Genomic DNA, 17,591 nt, shown 5'->3' on the forward strand with positions numbered 1-17,591 from the left:
GAATAATAATTTGAACATATTTAAAGCATTGTGGATTTTACGTTTCGGTTAATTTGTCGAGGCGTTTTTTTATGTCCGCAAACTTATATAATCAAGCAGAAAATACTGTTGTACGAATTGTTTAATTGGAGGAGAATCATGAAAAAAAGACTATATTTACCTATTTTAGCATTGATTATTGTATTGTCTCTGTCAGCATGCACAAATGAGCAGTCACAACCTAAAGAACCGTCTGATGAAAATTCAGTTCAAAATGCTCAGCTTATTTCTGAAGACAGGGCAGGAAACAAGATAAACATACCTTCGGAAATTGATAGAATAATATCCATATCACCTGCTAACACAGAAATGATAGTGGCTTTAGGGTATGGAGATAAGCTTGTTGCAGTTGACAAGTATTCAGAAGATATAGCCGGAATTCCTGATGATGTGCCTTTCTTTGACATTATGAACCCGGACGTTGAGCAGCTTGTAGCACTGGAGCCTGACATAATTTATGCTACAGGGATGAGCATGAGTGACGGAAATGACCCATTTAAACCTATTAAAGATCTTGGGATAACCGTTGCATACATACCGTCAAGCGACAGTATAGAAGGAATCTACAAAGACATAATCTTTATAGCCGACTCTCTTCAAGCCGGTGATAAGGGCAGAGATATTGTAGACAACATGAAAACTGAAATATCTAGATTCGAAAAAATTAGTACAACTATTGAAAACAAAAAAAAGGTATACTTTGAAATTGCTGCAGCGCCCGATTTATACAGTTTCGGCAGCGGCGTGTTCTTAAATGAAATGATTGAATTGCTGGGAGCTGAAAACATTCTGAAAGATCAGGAAAAATGGGTCTCTATATCAGATGAAGTAATAGTAGCCTCCAATCCCGACATAATACTCACAAATGTAAACTATATAGAAAATGCTGTTGATGAAATTAAAAACCGCACCGGGTGGGAAAATATAACTGCTGTGAAAAATGATGATGTTTACTATATTGACAATAATTTCAGCTCATTGTCGAATCAAAATATAATTAAAGCAATGGAACAAATGTCCGTAGCAATATATCCGGAAGTTTATAAAAAATGAAAATAAGTATAAAAGTAATAGTTTATTATTTATTAGGTGTATTAGTATTGCTGATTGGAGTGGCTTTAGGAAGCATATATGTGCCGCCGGGGGATATTGCGGCAATAGTTTCAAACAAGCTGTTTTCAACAGAGCTGCCCTCAAGCATACCAGATGTATTCGTATCAATAGTATGGGATCTCAGGCTTCCAAGAGCCATTCTCGCCTTCATTGTTGGAGGTGCTCTTGCTGTAAGCGGAGCCGTGATGCAGTCAGTACTGAAAAATCCTCTGGCTTCGTCCTATACTCTCGGCGTGTCATCAGGCGCATCATTGGGTGCCGCTTTTATTATAGTAACAGGATTCAGCATTCCTTTTCTGAAAATGTTCACCTTGCCTGCAGCTGGACTGTCATGCGGTCTGCTTACTGTTTTTTTGGCTGTGAAATTTGCTTCAAAAATGGATAAAAACTTAGAAAACAACACCATCATATTAACAGGAATGGTTTTTTCATTATTTGTAAATGCAATATTGACACTTATTACTTCCATGTCAGGAGATCATATTAAGCAGCTTACCTTCTGGCAAATGGGTTCATTTGCGCTCAAGGATTGGTCTAGCATTTTTATACTGTTTCCTATCGTGCTTGCCGGTGTTATTATTATTGCTTTTTATTCAAAGGAAATGGATATAATGACATTTGGAGAAGAACAAGCTTTTACAATGGGAGTAGACGTCTTCAAAATCAAATGGATTTTACTCGGTTTATCGGCTGCCCTGACCGGCAGTGCAATATCCTTTACAGGTGTTATAGGATTTATTGACTTGGTCGCTCCCCATGTTGTAAGAAAAATTTTTGGCTCTGCGCACAAAGTTGTAATTCCTATGTCCTGGATTTTTGGAGGCTCCTTCATGGTAATATGTGATCTAATTGCCCGTACAATCATATCTCCTTCAGAGCTGCCTGTGGGAAGCATAACCGCACTGATCGGCGCACCATTTTTTGCTTATGTATATTTTTCTAAAAGAAAGGAATTATAGATGCTCACTTTATCAAATGTTTCTTCAGGATACAACGGTTATGACATAGTGAAAAATATAGACTTACACGTCTCTGAAGGTGAAAGTCTCTGTGTTTTAGGGCCAAATGGATGCGGAAAAACAACCCTTATAAAGACGATAGCCGGTATTATACCTCACAAAGGCTTCATAAAAATAGACGGCAGAGAAATATCCTTAATGAAAAGAACAGAAATAGCAAAAAAAATAGCAGTTATGAACCAAATATCCAGCATTTATTTTTCCTATACAGTATATGAAACTGTACTTTTGGGCAGATATCTTCATATGAAAGAAAGAACATTTAAGGAACCTTCTGCCATAGACAGAGAATATACAGAAAAATGCCTGAAAGCCGTCGATCTGTTAAACCTGAAAAACAAGCAGATTAACACACTATCCGGAGGACAACTTCAAAGAGTATATCTTGCAAGAGCCCTGGCACAAGAGCCAAGTATCATACTTCTTGATGAACCGACAAACCACCTTGACCTTAAAAATCAGGCTGAGCTTATAGATTTTTTAAAAGTTTGGTCCAAACAGAAAGGCCATGCAGTTATAGGAGTACTTCACGATTTGAACTTAGCCATGAAGCTTGCAGATAACGTGCTTCTTCTTAAAAACGGTAACATAGCTGCCTATGGAAGAGCTGAGGATATAATTTCTTCGAAAACAATTAATGACGTATACGATATGGATGTAGCAGGCTATATGATTAAATCTTTAAAATATTGGGAAAGCTTTTAAAGCGCTAAATACCAATTCTATTTCAAAAATAAAATAGCAGAAATTCTTATTTTATTCCTTAATTTTTATATATTCTTTTTTTGGGCATAATATATAAAAATATAGTTTATGTATATAAGGAGATACCTATGAAAAAAATACTTATTTCTGCCTTGTTACTCATGCTAATTTTAACCGCATGCGAGAACGGCAACATCACTGAAGAGTCCAATATACCTAATGAATATAGAATCGAAGATTTTTACCCTTTAACTGAAAACGCTAAGTACATATATGAAGGTGTAGGAAACGAATATACGTCATATACGGTCTTCATAGATTATAAAACTGATAGCAGAGTACAGATAAGGACCAATAACGGAGGGTCCGAGTCTGTTAAAGTTCTAGAATTAAAAGACGGACAGCTGAAAGAAGTATTCTTCAGAGGCGAGACATATTTCCGTGAAAATTTTGCAGATGATGAATATACAGAAAGTAAAATTCTTCTTAAAGAACCTTTAAAAGAAGGAAACAGCTGGTTAACAGGAGAAAATTCCGAAACCGTAATAACTAATATTTCCAAAAAAGTTGTAACTACTCAAGGAAACTTAGATGCTATTGAGGTAACAACAAAAAATAACAATGAAACCGTAATTGAATACTATGCAAGAAATAAAGGACTAGTTAAAACCGTAAATAAAGGAGAAGGTTACGAAACTGTTTCAACATTGTCCGATATTGAAAATAATGTTCCTTTCATTCAAACTGTAACACTATTTTATCCTGATATAAACGGCATAAATTTAAACACAATCGACGTGCCTGTATCTTTTAATACCAATGATGAACCTAAGGATGTAATTGAAAAAACCTTAAAAGATTTGTCTGTTTACGAAATATTCAGTCCCAATACAAAAATAAATGAACTTTATTACAGCCTTGAAGAAAACAGCGCCCATATTGACTTATCTAAAGAATTTATAACTGAAATGAATTTAGGCGCCGGATTTGAAGAAAAGGTACTTACATGTATTGCAAATACTCTTGGGACCTACTACGACACTCATATTGTATATCTTACAATTGAAGGAGGCCCTTATGAATCGGGGCACATAATTCTTGAAGAAGGAGAACCGTTGTCAGTTGATTACAGCAATACAAAAATTCATGAATAAAAAACGAGGCTTAGCCTCGTTTCAAATTGCAGGCTGAACCTCACTTTTATATTGCATACTCATTTAAATAAATAATTTTACTGCCTTTTTTAACTTCTTTAGCAGGAATTCCAACTACTGTAGAGTTAGGGCTGGTATCATGAAGAACCACAGCATTGGCCCCAACCTTCGTTCCAGACGCTATATATATATTTCCGAGTATTTTTGCAGAACTTCCTATAATTACATTGTCTCCAACAGTCGGGTGCCTTTTACCTTTTTCGTTTCCTGTTCCTCCCAAAGTAGCTCCATGAAACATTTTAACATTATTCCCGATAATTGCTGTTTCGCCGATCACAACTCCCATGCCATGATCTATAAACAGTCCCTTTCCTATTGTTGCTCCTGGGTGTATTTCAATTCCCGTCATTCTTCTCCCTATATTTGAAACCCACCTAGCCAGGAAGAATCTTTTCTTCAAATATAGGCTGTGAGAAATTTTATATGCTATCAATGCTTTTATATGAGGATACAAAAATAGTATTTCTATTCTATTTCTTGCTGCCGGATCTCTGCCAAATACAGAATCTATATCTTCAATTATCGATTTAATAAACTTCATCATAATGTCTCCTCCTTTTAGTAATATTTGACCGTCGACATATACTTTTCGCCGCCGTCAGGTGAAACAGTCAATATTTTTTTGTTACTTCCGTATTTTTCAGCCATTTTTCTTGCAGCTGCAACATTGGCTCCCGTAGATATGCCTACCAGTATACCTGTTTTAGCTGAAACCTCAATTGCCGTGTCTATGGCTTCCTCATCAGTTACGGTCAACACCTCATCTACATTTTCTCCACTGTAGGTTTTTGGAATAAATCCCGCCCCAATGCCCTGTATTTTGTGAGATGACGGGCTTCCTCCTGATATAACCGCAGATTTTGAAGGCTCTGCTCCCGCTGTTATTATTTTGCTGTTATATTCTTTTAAGCGTTTAGATACACCTGTCAATGTTCCTCCGCTGCCTACAGACGCGGTAAATATATCTATATCATTCAATTGGCGGATTATTTCCTCTGCAGTTGTTTTATAATGACTCATCGGATTGGCAGGGTTGTTAAATTGATCCGGCATAAAATTATTTTTATCCTTCTTCAAAATTTCATTAGCCCTTTCAATAGCTCCTGACATACCTTTTTGAGCCTCTGTCAATATCAGTGTCGCTCCATAAGAGGATATCATCGCTCTTCTTTCCGCACTCATTGATTCAGGCATTACTATAATTACTTTGTATCCCTTAAGTCTTCCTATCAATGCTAAGCCTATTCCCGTATTTCCGCTGGTAGGCTCGACGATTACACTGTTATTTTTTAAATATCCCTTTTCTTCCGCATCCAGTATCATCCCTAATGCCGCCCTGTCCTTGATGCTGCCTCCGGGGTTAAATTTCTCCATTTTAACAAAAATATTCTCTTCCGGAAGTTTTACTACAGGAGTATTTCCGATTAAATTTAATGTTGTAAAATTACTCATATCATCCCATCCTTTTTGAACCCATAAACTAGAAAATATTTTTAATAGCTAATGCATGCAGATATAAATACAAAAAAACTCCATCTCTATATAGAGACGGAGTTATCCGCGGTTCCACTCTTTTTGGCATACTGCCCACCTTGTGCTAGCACTATCATGCTATTATACGATAACGGATATGCTCCGCAGCAGCCTACTCTGTTACAGATTTCGGTGCTGTACTCCAAAGGGCACTTCATACATACATCCTGTAAGCATCTTTTCAGCCTTGAGATGCTCTCTCTGAAAATTCAATATATACTACTTTCCTTCTTCATTGTATTTCCTACTAATTTAGTTGGGTATATTTTTTACTTATTATATTATAATATTATAAAAAATGCAACTGTTTTTTAATTTTTTTTTCACGTATTTTCTAATTATATTTTAATTTTCTAATCAAATTGTACGTAACCTTAGCAGTAAGGCCCCATATTATATGCCCCTTATAGTCATAAAAATAAACGGGATATCTTATACTTTCCCAATCATATTTTTCTCCGTTGTTAACCATGTGATAAGGAAAATCATCATCTGCCTTCGGCAAATAGTTCATATAATATTTTTCAGGTTCATTATTTAAAAAGAATGAAAAAGGAACAAAAAATAATTTATCAACCTCATCCCGATTGAATTCAATTCTTTGCAAATCCACATTTTTAATATGTCCTAAAAAAGTATAAACAAAAGAGCCGCTTTTGCTCGTAGCATAATCCAGCTCGCTAATTATTTCAACACGGGATTCATCTATTCCCAGTTCCTCGCAGGTTTCTCTCACTGCCGCATACTGCGGGCTCTCATTTTCTTCTATTTTTCCTCCCGGAAAAGATACTTCTCCCGGCTGCTTTACGTATTTCGATCTAACCTCATAAATGATGTGCAGCTCGCCTTCTATTTCAATTAGAGGCACAAGCACCGAAAATCTCAAATCGTCATCCATCGGCCGCGGAGTAACCTTTTTTATTTTGCTTTTTATTTCGTTCAATTCCATCTATTCAATAAACCTCATTAACCCAAATATTATAAATACTAACCCTGATACTGTTTTTATTATATTAGATGGGATATGTTTAGTCAATGCCGTTCCAATAATTATTCCAATCATGCCTATGACCATCATCCCGGCAACAGAGCCTGCAAGCACCATGTAAGGATACTGAGCTTCCATTGCAAGTGTCATAGCAGTAAGTTGTGTTTTGTCTCCCATTTCTCCCAGTAAAAATGTCATAGCAGTCGTAATTATCGGTCCAAATTTATAGTTTGTTTTTTTTCCATCTTCTTCATCATATAAAATTGTTATTATACCAAACACAACAAATATAAAACCTGCAAATAACTGAAGCAATTTTCCTTGAATTACATTTGACAGACAGCAACCTATGGCTACGGCTGCTCCGTGATTGACAGTAACGCCGAGAAATATGCCTAAAAGCATCTGCATTACTGTGTATTTTGCAGCAAGTGTCATTAGCATTAGCTGTGTTTTATCTCCAACCTCGGCTACAAATACCAGAACAAATGCTTCTAATCCCTCTCCCAACATATTTACCCCCCAAATATATTTTTTTACATAATTTTCTTTAATAAATCCGCGCCATATATTATAATATTTGATAACAGGTATAAACAGAACATAAATTAATGATTTTCACGGAGGCATTATGAATTTAAATATATTAATTACTACCGCGCCCTTCGGAAACGGACACAAAATGGTAGCTACAGCATTAAAAAATGCATTTATTAACAAAGGTTACAACAATGTTTTCATTGTTGATCTTTTTACGGAAGCTCATCCTAAAATAACCGAAACAATAAAAAAAGCATACATTAGAAGCTATGAATTCGGAGAAGCTTATTCTATATTGTATTACGGCTCTGAAAAACTTACCGATAAAAAAGTTATTGAATTATATCGAAACTTTGGGTATAAAAAATTGAACGAAATAGCCAGTCAGTTTAAACCGGATGTAATTATAAATACATTCCCCATACTGGCTTCATTGAGGATAAAAAATCAGCTTGGCGAAAATATCCCCGTATTTAACATAGTAACAGACTTCTATGCTCACAAACTCTGGCTGAGTGAAGAGATAGACAAATTTTACATTGCTACGGAAGAACTTCAGGAAGAACTTAAAAAATTGAATATTCCCGTTGAAAAAACTGTGGTGTCAGGCATTCCTATAAGAGATGCCTTTGAGGAAGCCGAAAGCATTTCCATGCTTTACAAAAAGTATAACTTTAAAAGAGGGAAAAAAATTGTTCTCATAAACTCTGGCGCATTTGGAGTGTTTAAAAACATTAAAAAGGTATGCGTAGAGCTTTGTAAAAATAAAATGATTCAGGTTGCTGTTGTATGCGGGAATAACAAAATTCAGAAAGCGAAACTTGAATCACTTGGGCTCAGAAATCTAAAAGTGTTTGGCTTTATTGAAAATATCGACGATTTATATAAAATTTCATGCTGCATGATTACAAAATCCGGTGGGATTACTTTAAGCGAAGCATTGGCCGTACAAATTCCTTTAATAATTATTAAGCCTGTTCCAGGTCAGGAAAAGGAAAATGCATTATACTTTGAAAAAAAAGGGGCAGCTATTATAGCAAACAATTCATACCAGATTATTGACAGCACCATTGAATTAATTAAAAACCCTTCATTGCTTAATGCAATGAAAAAAAACATGAAGAAAATGCACACAAAAGCATCATCCATAAAAATAGTCGATGATGTAGTTGAAAGCATAGAAAAGTAGAAAGATTTCTTTAATCTTGAACGCGGCGTAAAAATTATAATAAAAAATTCTTCCGCCGCGTTCAAATGTATTTATTTTTATTCTATTCTAATTTAGAGCATATTAACTTGCCCAGACGTTCAATACCTATTCTGATTTTCTCGGGATCAACACTACCAAAGCTTATCCTCATGCAATTATTTCCCTTGCCTCCTCTTTCCACATAGAATCCTTCGCCTGCTACATATGCTACCTTAACATCCGCCACAGATTCAACTAGCAACTCTGTAGTATTTATGCCTTTTGGAAGTTCAACCCACATAAAGAGCCCTCCATCAGGAGTAGTTCTTTTTGTGCCCTTAGGAAAATATTTATCAATGCATTCCATCATTGTATCTCTTCTTTCACGATACAAATCACATATCATTTTATGATGTGCAGAATAAAAACCTCTATTAAAAAACTCTGCACATAAAATCTGGGGAAGCATAGAAGTGTGTGAATTTGTAGCTGTCTTAATGTCAAATAATTTATTTACTACTTCATCATCAGCCAATATGTATCCAAGCCTGCTTCCTGCAGAAAAAATCTTTGAGAAACTATTAGCCAATATTGTATGTCCATCTCGATCAAATGCTTTTATAGGAAGCAAGTCACTGCCGCTGTACCTTATATCGCGGTATGGATCATCCTCCAAAATTATAACATCATACTTACTTCCAAGTTCTGCGATTTTTTTTCTTCTTTCCAATGCTAATGTAATACCTGTGGGATTTTGGAATGTAGGTATCACGTAAATCATCTTTGGATTGTATTTAATAATTTTAGCTTCCAAATCCTCAGTATCCATCCCTTTCTCATCCATACTTACAGGAATGCAATTCGCCTGAAACATTTCAAAAACTTCTATGGAATGTACAAAGCTTGGTGATTCAACTAATATTATGTCTCCCGGATTGATGTAAAGCTGACAAAGCATGTTAATGGCTTCCATTCCGCCGCTGGTTATAACTATATTGTCAGATTTTGCGTTTACTCCTTTAGGTGCCAGCAAATCATTCACTACAACATCCCTCAAATCTGATATGCCAAGTACAGGTCCGTACTGCAGTGCTTCAATTCCTCTTTTCTCTGTTCTCATTATATCATTTGTTATTTCTCTTATAATATCAACAGGAAGTGCTTCTTTGGCAGGCGCTCCTCCGCCGAAAGATATAATTTCAGGATCATTCATAGCTCCAAACAATCTTTTTACTACTGCTGCCGAACTTTCCATGTTTGAAATGCGTTTTGCAAATTTAGACATAATATCACCTTCCATTTTTATACTATTGAATAGATTTTATTTCAAAACATATTTAATTTCAAGGATAAATTTGTAATTTAACCACCAAAAACAGTTTATTACATAATTTCCCACGTAGGTTGCATAATAAAATAAAAGCCCTTGTTTTTAAAAACCAAAGGCTTTTGCATAATAATTAATTGTTTTTAGCTTTTGCAATATTATTTGCAATTTCAATAATCCAATCTTCCTGCCCGCCGACAGCCTTTCTGTTGCCACACTCTATCAATATTTCTCTTACGTCAACATTAAATCTTTCAGATGCCCTTCTGGCATGTAGCAAGAAACTTGAATAACATCCTGCATATCCTAGTATCATTGCATCCAGGTTTGTATTTGTTTTCAATCCTTTTGATTCCAGCACTGGTATTAATGCATTTGAGCTTGCGTCCATCGTTTTGAACAAGTCAGCATTATGTTTATATCCCATTTTATTTAATGCGGCTACCAATACATCCGTTGCTGTATTCCCTGCTCCTGCCCCCAACCCTGACAGTGACCCGTCAATGTATGTTGCACCCGCTTCAATAGCTGCAAGTGAATTTCCAATTGCCAGCCCTAAGTTGTTATGAGAATGGTGTCCAACAGGTATATTTAGATTTTTAACCATTGCAGATATTTTTTCTTTTACATTAACAGGAAGCATAGCACCTGCCGAATCAGTGCAGTATACTACGTCTGCACCGTAAGATTCCATTTTTTTAGCTTCTTCAACAATTCCTTCAACACTTGCCATATGTGCCATCATTAAAAACCCAACTGTAAACAACCCCATTTTTTTAGCAGCTCTAATGTGCTGCGCTGCAACATCTGCTTCAGTTACATGAGTTGCTATTCTTACAGCCGTTGCTCCATAATTTTGAGCTTTTTTCAGGTCTTCAACTGTTCCTATCCCAGGCAGTAATAATACTGTTAATTTAGAATTTTTTATAACAGACGAGGCTGCTTTAACTATATCAAAATCATCATAATCAGCAAATCCATAGTTAATGGTTGATCCAGTTAGTCCATCTCCATGCCCAACTTCAATTAAATCAATGCCTGCTGAGTCTAGTGCCGATACAACCTTTTTAACATCATCGGCGCTGAATTTATGAGACACTGTATGACTTCCGTCTCTTAGTGTTGTATCTGTTAAATAAATTTTTGCCATTATCTTGATCCTCCTGCTAAATGTTGAGCTCTTCTCTCTGCTGTATAAATAGCAGCAGATGTAATTATATCTAAATTACCTGAATATACAGGCAAGTAATCTCCAAGTCCCTCCACTTGAATCATAGTTGTTACTATATCATCTTGAATTATAGGTTCTAATAAAATTTTATACCCAGGAACAAATTGATTGAGCTCTTTTACTGCATTATGTACTGATTCCTTTATTGCATCAAGGTTTGTATCTTTTACTTTTGTGTATATTGTATTTCTCATAAAAATTGGAGGTTCCGCTGGATTCAATACTATTATTACTTTGGCTTTATCTGCTCCTCCGACTTCTTCAAGAGCCTTTCTTGTTGTAACTGTGAATTCATCTATGTTAGCCCTGGTCCCTGGGCCTGCACTTTTGCTGCTAATAGATGACACTACTTCTGCATAAACAACGTCTGATGCTTTGTTTATTGCCGCAACTATAGGAACTGTTGCCTGACCTGCACATGTAACCATGTTTACATTGTCAGCATTCAGCATTCCTTCAACAAGGTTAACCGTTGGTACGCAATATTGTCCAACCGCTGCAGGAGTTAGATCTATTGTAAAATAACCTGCAGCCTTTAATTTTGGGGCTGCTGCTGCATGAGCTGCCGCACTTGTTGAATCAAATACTATATCAAGATCGGGGTGATTAGCTATCATATAATCTACTCCGCCTGCAGAAGCGTCTGCCCCAAAACCTCTGGCGATATCCAACCCTTCTGATTCTTTAATATTAACCACACATTTTAGTTCCAAGTATGGACTTCTTTTAATCTTCATCATTAAGTCAATACCTATGTTACCTGGTCCGATAATACCTACCTTTAACTTTTCCAAAATAGTTACCTCCTAGTTGTTATAATATATTTATGTATTCTTATCAAAACATTATGTTAATGCTGTTTTAGCATTATAAAAGCTTATTTTATAACATCTCTAATATTTATGTCATTTAGCATTTATATACTCAAAGTTTATTTATTTAAAGCTTTCATAAAAGCATCATATACTGCAGGTTCACAATCAGCCTGAATCATTTCTTGTGCACTTTTTGCCTTTTCAGAGAATGCTGAGAGTTCCTCTGGTGTGAGCTCTACAACCGTAACTCCGTAATCTTCCATTTCTTTTCTAAACTTTTCAAGGTTATCGTCTTGATATTTATTTGCCTCAATTATAGCTTTATTAGCCCCTTCGTCTACAACAGCTTTTAAATCGTCAGGAAGACTGTCATAGAATGCTTTATTCATAATCCAAGAAACAGGCTGATAAATGTGGTTAGTTGTAATTATATAATCCTGTTGTTCATAAAACTTTTGAGAATATATAAGCTCTATTGGGTTTTCCTGAGCATCAACTGTTCCTTGCTGCAAAGCAGTATATAATTCATTGAACGGTAATGGAGTCGGATTAGCACCTATTTGTTTCCATACTTCCATATGATATTTATTCTCCATTGTACGCAATGTCATTCCTTGTACATCTGCAGGTGCATGCACTTCTTTATTTGAAGTAAGGGCTCTGAACCCTTGATCAGATGAACCTAAATACTTAAACCCAGCTTTTTCATATTCTGCTGAAATTGCAGCAGCATATTCCAAATCGCTTAAAACTTTGCGTGCCTGTTCTTTATCAGTAAACACAAATGGCAAGTCGTTAATAACTGCTGATGGAACAAAATTCACCTGTGGAGCAGCCGATGACCCAATTAATGTAATGCTGCCTGTTTGAGTTCCTTCAATTATTTCACGGTCACCACCAAGTTGTGCGTTAGGATAAATGTTGACTGTTATTTTTCCGCCGGAATTTGTTTCAGCATATTCTTTGAATGAAGTTGCAAACCGTTGAAATGAAGTAACTTCTGTAGTTGAATGAGCCAAAGTTATTGTGTAGGTTCCGTCCGACGTATCATTTGAAACAGCTGAGTTAGAGCTTTCTGAACATCCATTCAATAAACCTAATAACAAAACTACTGATATTGTTATCGCTAAAAATTTTTTCATATAATTTACCTTCCTTTTTAAATTTTAATAAGATTTATTTAGCTGGTTGCGCTAATTGTTTTTTATTTACAGCGTTATATGGCATCTTGCCGGTTACTAAAACATCAATTGCTGAAAAAGCAACTTTTTGATGTTGTTCAGTTGATGCTTCCGCAGAATTATAGGCGCTATGTGGATTAACTATAATGTTGTCAAGTTTATAAATATCTGCATTCGAATCAAATATTGGTTCTATTTCTACAACATCTAGCCCTGCAGCTTTAACCTTTCCACTTTTTAATGCTTCCATTAAATCATGTATATTTATGATTGGACCTCTTGCAGTGTTTACTATCAATACACCATCCTTCATTTTTGCGATAGTCTCTTTATTTATAAGATGTTTAGTTTCAGGAGTAAGAGGTGTATGGATTGAAATTGCATCTGCTTGCGAATATAATTCATTTAGAGTAACACGCTTTACATTTAATTCTTCAAAAAAACTGTCAGGCAAATAAGGATCATAGGCTATTACATCCATGTTAAATCCACTCATATATTTTACAAATAACCTTGCTATGCTTCCAAATCCAACTAAACCTAATGTTAATCCATTAATTCTGTTAGTTGTGTATCCTTCATTAGCACTCCAGTTTCCTCTTCGACATGATCTGTCCAGCAGCGTAACCTTCCTGTTTATATCCAATAATAATGCCATGGTGTGAGTGGCAACATCCGGCTGACAGTAGTCAGGAAGATTACATACTATTATGCCTCTTTCCGTTGCAGCTTCAACATCTATAGTATCGTAACCGATTCCATAACGTACTATTACCTTGCAATTTTCAAGCTGATCTATAAGCTCCCTGTTCATATCTACATAAACCAGTCCAATTCCGTCAGCATCTTTAGCAACCTCAAGAACTTCTTCAGCAGTTTTGCATTCAGCAATTATGCATTCAACTCCTTGTGCCTCCAAAATACTTTTTTCAATGTTAAAATCACTTCCTGCCAGTTCCTGACTGTCCAGAACAACAAATTTACTCATCAATATCCTCCTAAAATAATAATATTTATTATGTACAAACTATTTGATAAGGCTAAGACTTACCTCAGGTATAAATGTAATAGCCATCAGCGATATAAAAAATGCAATTATAAACGGTATAGCTTTCTTCCCTATATCCATTACCGAAATTCCAGTCATAGAACTTGCAACATATAAGTTCATTCCAACAGGAGGTGTTACAAAACCTATTGCAAGATTAACAACCATTATTACACCAAAATGAATTGGAGTGATTCCTAAAGTTGTTATAATAGGCAGGAAAATTGGAGTTAAAATTAATATAGCTGCCAGTGTTTCCATAACCATCCCAACAAATAATAAGAAAACATTTATCACAAGCATAATCGCCACTTTAGATGAAAAAGTAGCCATTATACTTGTTGCTATCTGTTGAGGTGCCTGCATTAATGTGAGAACACGTCCAAATACTGTAGCAGTTGAAACGACTAGTAACACAGGTGCCGCTGTAGTAATGGTAACTTTCATAATAGATTTTAAATCGCTGAACTTTAAGCTTTTATACACAAACAAGCTTATAATTAAAGCATATATAACTGAGATATTTGCCGCTTCCGTTGGAGTTACTACACCGCTGTATATCCCTCCCAATATAATTATGGGAGTTAGTAAAGCCCAGAAGCTGTCACCTAATATTCCAAAAAAGCCTCTGCTTCTAAGTTCATTAAAGTTTTTGTTAAGCTTATTCTTGTCTTCACCATTTTTCTTGCAATAATAGAAAGCATATGACATTAAGCATAATCCAATAAGAAGCCCAGGCAAAACTCCGGCAATAAACAATGAACCTACAGATTCACCTGAAGAAAGTCCATAAATTATGAATGGAATACTTGGTGGGATTATAACTCCTAATCCTCCAGCTGTTGCAACCATTGCAACAACAAACTTCTTATCATAGCCTAACTCTATTAATAGAGGAATTGTCATAGCACCAACTGCAGCAACCGTTGCAGGTCCAGAACCCGATATGGCTCCATAAAACAAGCATGTTATAATAGTTGCTATAGGAAGACCTGCAGTTTTATTTCCGATAAAATATGAGAAGAAATTAAATAATTTTTTTGAAATTCCCCCTTGCGCCATTAAATTTCCTGATAGTATAAACAATGGGACAGCAAGCAAGGAATAAGAGTCAACTGCAGTAATCATATTTCTGAAAACGTATACCGCATCTGCCGGAAGAGCCGGATTTATTATAGAGGCTGATATTGAAGTTATTGCAACTGCAATACCTATTGGAACTCCGATTATTAATGTCACCATAAATATTGTAAATACTGACCCTACCATGATTGTTCAGCCTCCTTTTCCATTACTTGCCGCCCTTTAATTTTTAAATAATATTTTTGAATTAACCTAACTATCGTTAGCAATAAGCCTATCCATAATGCAGCATACACAAAAAGCATTGGAAATTGCATTGCCGGGCTGAGCTGATTACTGTTTTTTAAAAAATAAATTACTGTAATACCTGGCTTTATCATATAAGCACAAAATAACAAGAAAAATAAATCGCCTATATATTCTAAAGGTTTTTTTAGTGCTGGAACAAACTGTTCAATAATATCAAGTCGAATATGCGAATTATTATGAACTGCATAACTAATTCCTAAAAATGTAAACCATATAAAAAAGTATCTTGACATCTCCTCAGACCATGAAATTGATTGCTTAAAAACATATCTCATAACCACTTGTAAGCCCATAATTAAAACGATTGCCCACAATGAAATCCCCATTAATGTCTCTTCCAAATTATTGTTAAGCCATTTTAAACTTTTCAAATCAAAAACCTCCTAATCATTGTCTAAATATTTATTTCTTCCCCTTATTATACAATCTTATATGTTAATATAATTTTCCTCCTTTCTTATAAAACTCATAGGATAATATTCATTTTGTTGTTATTACGTTTTCCTTTCTTTTGTTTTATATTGTCAAACTAAGTTTGATAGTGTAGCTCTAAAAAAAGTCAAATCTCCTTTGGATTTGATAATGCAAAACTGAGTTTTGATTATTTTGAAAAATTTAAGGGTATTAATCAATATACCCAATTTTTAAAGATATTTCTTCAGCTGCTTCTTTTATTATTTTAATAGATTCTTGAATTTTATCTTCATCCATCCTTACAGTTGGCCCAGATACACTAATCCCATATATTGCTTTGCCAGTATAATCAAATATGGGAGCAGCTAAACATGTAAGACCTATAGCTATCTCTTCATTATCAAATGCGTATCCATTTTCTTTAACTGTCTTTAAGACTTTTATAAGTTCCTGCTTATCAGTAATGGTATTTGGCGTAAGTTTTTCTAGCTTTTCAGGAATTATTTTATTTATTGTATCATCATCTAAATATGCCAGCATTGCTTTTCCCAAGCCGGTACAATATGCAGGGTTTCTTGCTCCAATATTAGTATAAATTCTCATGGATTGTTTTGATTCTTTCTTATTCACATATACAACTTCTGAATTATCTAGACTTCCTATATGCACTGTCTCTTGTAACTTATTGCATACATTTTCAATTATTGGAGTTGTTATTTGTATTATGTTCAATGATTTTGATGCTATATCTCCCAACTGAATTAGATATAATCCGAGTCTGTATTTTTGCGTTTTCCCGTCTTGGTCAACAAACCCATGATATTTCAGAGTGCTTATTAAACCATGCAATGTACTTTTATTAATATCAAGCTCATCTGATATCTCTGTCAGCTTCATTTCGCGTCCCTTTTCTGCCAACAGCCTTATAATCAGTAACGCCTTGTCAACAGATAGAACTTTTCCAAGTATGTTCATAAAAACCCCTCTACATCTTACTTATTTAGATGGCAATAATTCCCCAAAATCGCCACTTTTTATTTCCAGCTTTGCCGTATGAATAGCCACTTCTTATTCAATATCTGGTGTAGCGTAACTTCTTTTAGCATATTTCAAAGATTAAGCAATATTCATAACATTTGGGTCACTTCAACTTTATTCTAATTTTCTTTTATAGATTAGCAGATGTTTTCATATTTGTCAATATATTTTTTGCATTGTCAAATCGTTTTTTGTATTGACGAACAAAAGGGAGCCAAATAGGCTCACTATTATTTATGTTTATTTTTTCCAATTTTCTCGCGGAGAACTTTGTAAAGACATTTCTTGAAATTTTCATCCTGCTCTTTAGTTCTTTTTGACGGTCCCTTTGTTTTTCCGCCTTGCTTCCTTATTCTCGCGCTGATGTACCTGGATTGAAGCAAGCTGTCTATATTATTCTTGTTTATAAAAAAGCCTGCTGTATGGATTACTGCCGACGCCTTCCCCAATACAAGACTTGAAAGCCCGTAATCCTGAGTAACAAGAATATCATCCTCCTTAAAAATTTGAACTATCTTATAATCCACGGATTCTCTTCCCTGCTCTACTACAAAAACCTGGTAATCACTTACAATGTAATGATCAATATCTACGACAATAATAAGTTCAATTCCAAATTCCTTGGCTGCCTCTTCGCATATTTCCTTTACACGCTGTGGACATGCATCTCCATCTATAATGATTCGCATGAAAAATCTCCTTTTATATTTAAATTATGACCTATTACAATTAAATGTTAAAGCAATATCAAAAATTTTACTATTTTATTTATCTTAATCATCGGTGCTAAAGGCTTAATGAATTT

18 protein-coding genes and 1 other annotated feature are annotated in these 17,591 nt (G+C 35.1%); of the genes, 5 read left to right on the forward strand and 13 right to left on the reverse strand.

The window, feature by feature from the left end:
• Window positions 1-138 precede the first annotated feature (138 nt).
• The 4 genes from ACS3UD_RS11550 to ACS3UD_RS11565 all read left to right on the forward strand — a co-directional run bounded on the left by ACS3UD_RS11550 (window position 139) and on the right by ACS3UD_RS11565 (window position 4,030).
• Window positions 139-1,092 carry an ABC transporter substrate-binding protein gene (locus ACS3UD_RS11550; protein ID WP_308139473.1) on the forward strand — a complete coding sequence of 318 codons (954 nt, stop codon included), beginning with the start codon at window positions 139-141 and terminating at the stop codon, window positions 1,090-1,092.
• Window positions 1,089-2,111: a FecCD family ABC transporter permease gene (locus ACS3UD_RS11555; RefSeq protein ID WP_308139472.1), complete on the forward strand. Its 1,023-nt coding sequence runs from the start codon at window positions 1,089-1,091 to the stop codon at window positions 2,109-2,111. Before ACS3UD_RS11550 ends, ACS3UD_RS11555 begins: the two co-directional genes overlap by 4 nt.
• On the forward strand, window positions 2,112-2,876 hold the full coding sequence (locus ACS3UD_RS11560; protein WP_308139471.1) for an ABC transporter ATP-binding protein: 765 nt from the start codon (window positions 2,112-2,114) through the stop codon (window positions 2,874-2,876).
• Window positions 2,877-3,004: 128 nt separating this feature from the next.
• On the forward strand, window positions 3,005-4,030 hold the full coding sequence (locus ACS3UD_RS11565; protein WP_308139470.1) for a GerMN domain-containing protein: 1,026 nt from the start codon (window positions 3,005-3,007) through the stop codon (window positions 4,028-4,030).
• Between the two features lie 46 nt (window positions 4,031-4,076).
• Here ACS3UD_RS11565 and epsC read toward each other — a convergent pair whose 3' ends face one another.
• The 4 genes from epsC to ACS3UD_RS11585 all read right to left on the reverse strand — a co-directional run bounded on the left by epsC (window position 4,077) and on the right by ACS3UD_RS11585 (window position 7,124).
• On the reverse strand, window positions 4,077-4,634 hold the full coding sequence (epsC, locus tag ACS3UD_RS11570; RefSeq protein ID WP_308139469.1) for a serine O-acetyltransferase EpsC: 558 nt from the start codon (window positions 4,632-4,634) through the stop codon (window positions 4,077-4,079).
• A 14-nt stretch (window positions 4,635-4,648) separates the two neighbouring features.
• Window positions 4,649-5,542: a cysteine synthase A gene (gene cysK, locus ACS3UD_RS11575; protein WP_308139468.1), complete on the reverse strand. Its 894-nt coding sequence runs from the start codon at window positions 5,540-5,542 to the stop codon at window positions 4,649-4,651.
• Between the two features lie 89 nt (window positions 5,543-5,631).
• Window positions 5,632-5,868, reverse strand: a binding site (T-box leader).
• An 89-nt stretch (window positions 5,869-5,957) separates the two neighbouring features.
• Complete coding sequence (locus ACS3UD_RS11580; protein WP_308139467.1) at window positions 5,958-6,572, reverse strand: NUDIX hydrolase; 615 nt, start codon at window positions 6,570-6,572, stop codon at window positions 5,958-5,960.
• Window positions 6,573-7,124, reverse strand: coding sequence for a TMEM165/GDT1 family protein (locus ACS3UD_RS11585; RefSeq protein WP_308139466.1), 552 nt, complete (start codon window positions 7,122-7,124; stop codon window positions 6,573-6,575). It abuts the gene before it with no gap.
• A 118-nt stretch (window positions 7,125-7,242) separates the two neighbouring features.
• Between ACS3UD_RS11585 and ACS3UD_RS11590 the strand changes: the two genes are divergently transcribed.
• Window positions 7,243-8,340 (forward strand): MGDG synthase family glycosyltransferase, encoded by a 1,098-nt coding sequence (locus tag ACS3UD_RS11590; protein WP_308139465.1) that lies wholly within the window; start codon window positions 7,243-7,245, stop codon window positions 8,338-8,340.
• 82 nt (window positions 8,341-8,422) lie between these two features.
• Here ACS3UD_RS11590 and ACS3UD_RS11595 read toward each other — a convergent pair whose 3' ends face one another.
• The 9 genes from ACS3UD_RS11595 to ACS3UD_RS11635 form a co-directional block, all read right to left on the reverse strand.
• A complete protein-coding gene (locus ACS3UD_RS11595) occupies window positions 8,423-9,625 on the reverse strand; it encodes an aminotransferase-like domain-containing protein (protein WP_308139464.1) in 1,203 nt (400 codons plus the stop codon).
• 175 nt (window positions 9,626-9,800) lie between these two features.
• Complete coding sequence (gene dmpG / locus ACS3UD_RS11600; RefSeq protein ID WP_308139463.1) at window positions 9,801-10,817, reverse strand: 4-hydroxy-2-oxovalerate aldolase; 1,017 nt, start codon at window positions 10,815-10,817, stop codon at window positions 9,801-9,803.
• Entirely contained in the window at window positions 10,817-11,692 is an 876-nt protein-coding gene (locus tag ACS3UD_RS11605) for an acetaldehyde dehydrogenase (acetylating) (protein WP_308139462.1), read from the reverse strand. Before ACS3UD_RS11605 ends, dmpG begins: the two co-directional genes overlap by 1 nt.
• 137 nt (window positions 11,693-11,829) lie before the next feature.
• Window positions 11,830-12,855 carry a TRAP transporter substrate-binding protein gene (locus tag ACS3UD_RS11610; protein ID WP_308139461.1) on the reverse strand — a complete coding sequence of 342 codons (1,026 nt, stop codon included), beginning with the start codon at window positions 12,853-12,855 and terminating at the stop codon, window positions 11,830-11,832.
• A gap of 34 nt (window positions 12,856-12,889) precedes the next feature.
• On the reverse strand, window positions 12,890-13,882 hold the full coding sequence (locus tag ACS3UD_RS11615; protein WP_308139460.1) for a C-terminal binding protein: 993 nt from the start codon (window positions 13,880-13,882) through the stop codon (window positions 12,890-12,892).
• A gap of 39 nt (window positions 13,883-13,921) precedes the next feature.
• Window positions 13,922-15,214, reverse strand: coding sequence for a TRAP transporter large permease (locus tag ACS3UD_RS11620; protein ID WP_374049910.1), 1,293 nt, complete (start codon window positions 15,212-15,214; stop codon window positions 13,922-13,924).
• Window positions 15,205-15,705 (reverse strand): TRAP transporter small permease, encoded by a 501-nt coding sequence (locus ACS3UD_RS11625; protein ID WP_308139458.1) that lies wholly within the window; start codon window positions 15,703-15,705, stop codon window positions 15,205-15,207. The genes ACS3UD_RS11620 and ACS3UD_RS11625 overlap by 10 nt, the downstream gene beginning before the upstream one ends.
• Window positions 15,706-15,958: 253 nt before the next feature.
• A complete protein-coding gene (locus ACS3UD_RS11630; RefSeq protein WP_308139457.1) occupies window positions 15,959-16,723 on the reverse strand; it encodes an IclR family transcriptional regulator in 765 nt (254 codons plus the stop codon).
• A 293-nt stretch (window positions 16,724-17,016) separates the two neighbouring features.
• Complete coding sequence (locus ACS3UD_RS11635) at window positions 17,017-17,475, reverse strand: YaiI/YqxD family protein (RefSeq protein ID WP_308139456.1); 459 nt, start codon at window positions 17,473-17,475, stop codon at window positions 17,017-17,019.
• Window positions 17,476-17,591: the final 116 nt, after the last annotated feature.

The sequence above is a fragment of the Sedimentibacter sp. LTW-03 genome (genome assembly GCF_052059825.1).
Taxonomy (GTDB): domain Bacteria; phylum Bacillota; class Clostridia; order Tissierellales; family Sedimentibacteraceae; genus Sedimentibacter.

What these genes read in the sequence shown, in the direction of transcription:
- ACS3UD_RS11585 (WP_308139466.1), bottom strand. Translation starts at nt 7,124, where the DNA reads ATGTTGGGAGAGGGATTAGAAGCATTTGTTCTGGTATTTGTAGCCGAG.
- ACS3UD_RS11565 (WP_308139470.1), top strand. Translation starts at nt 3,005, where the DNA reads ATGAAAAAAATACTTATTTCTGCCTTGTTACTCATGCTAATTTTAACC.
- ACS3UD_RS11590 (WP_308139465.1), top strand. Translation starts at nt 7,243, where the DNA reads ATGAATTTAAATATATTAATTACTACCGCGCCCTTCGGAAACGGACAC.
- dmpG (WP_308139463.1), bottom strand. Translation starts at nt 10,817, where the DNA reads ATGGCAAAAATTTATTTAACAGATACAACACTAAGAGACGGAAGTCAT.
- ACS3UD_RS11560 (WP_308139471.1), top strand. Translation starts at nt 2,112, where the DNA reads ATGCTCACTTTATCAAATGTTTCTTCAGGATACAACGGTTATGACATA.
- cysK (WP_308139468.1), bottom strand. Translation starts at nt 5,542, where the DNA reads ATGAGTAATTTTACAACATTAAATTTAATCGGAAATACTCCTGTAGTA.
- ACS3UD_RS11630 (WP_308139457.1), bottom strand. Translation starts at nt 16,723, where the DNA reads ATGAACATACTTGGAAAAGTTCTATCTGTTGACAAGGCGTTACTGATT.
- ACS3UD_RS11550 (WP_308139473.1), top strand. Translation starts at nt 139, where the DNA reads ATGAAAAAAAGACTATATTTACCTATTTTAGCATTGATTATTGTATTG.
- ACS3UD_RS11610 (WP_308139461.1), bottom strand. Translation starts at nt 12,855, where the DNA reads ATGAAAAAATTTTTAGCGATAACAATATCAGTAGTTTTGTTATTAGGT.
- ACS3UD_RS11615 (WP_308139460.1), bottom strand. Translation starts at nt 13,882, where the DNA reads ATGAGTAAATTTGTTGTTCTGGACAGTCAGGAACTGGCAGGAAGTGAT.
- ACS3UD_RS11635 (WP_308139456.1), bottom strand. Translation starts at nt 17,475, where the DNA reads ATGCGAATCATTATAGATGGAGATGCATGTCCACAGCGTGTAAAGGAA.
- epsC (WP_308139469.1), bottom strand. Translation starts at nt 4,634, where the DNA reads ATGATGAAGTTTATTAAATCGATAATTGAAGATATAGATTCTGTATTT.
- ACS3UD_RS11595 (WP_308139464.1), bottom strand. Translation starts at nt 9,625, where the DNA reads ATGTCTAAATTTGCAAAACGCATTTCAAACATGGAAAGTTCGGCAGCA.
- ACS3UD_RS11555 (WP_308139472.1), top strand. Translation starts at nt 1,089, where the DNA reads ATGAAAATAAGTATAAAAGTAATAGTTTATTATTTATTAGGTGTATTA.
- ACS3UD_RS11580 (WP_308139467.1), bottom strand. Translation starts at nt 6,572, where the DNA reads ATGGAATTGAACGAAATAAAAAGCAAAATAAAAAAGGTTACTCCGCGG.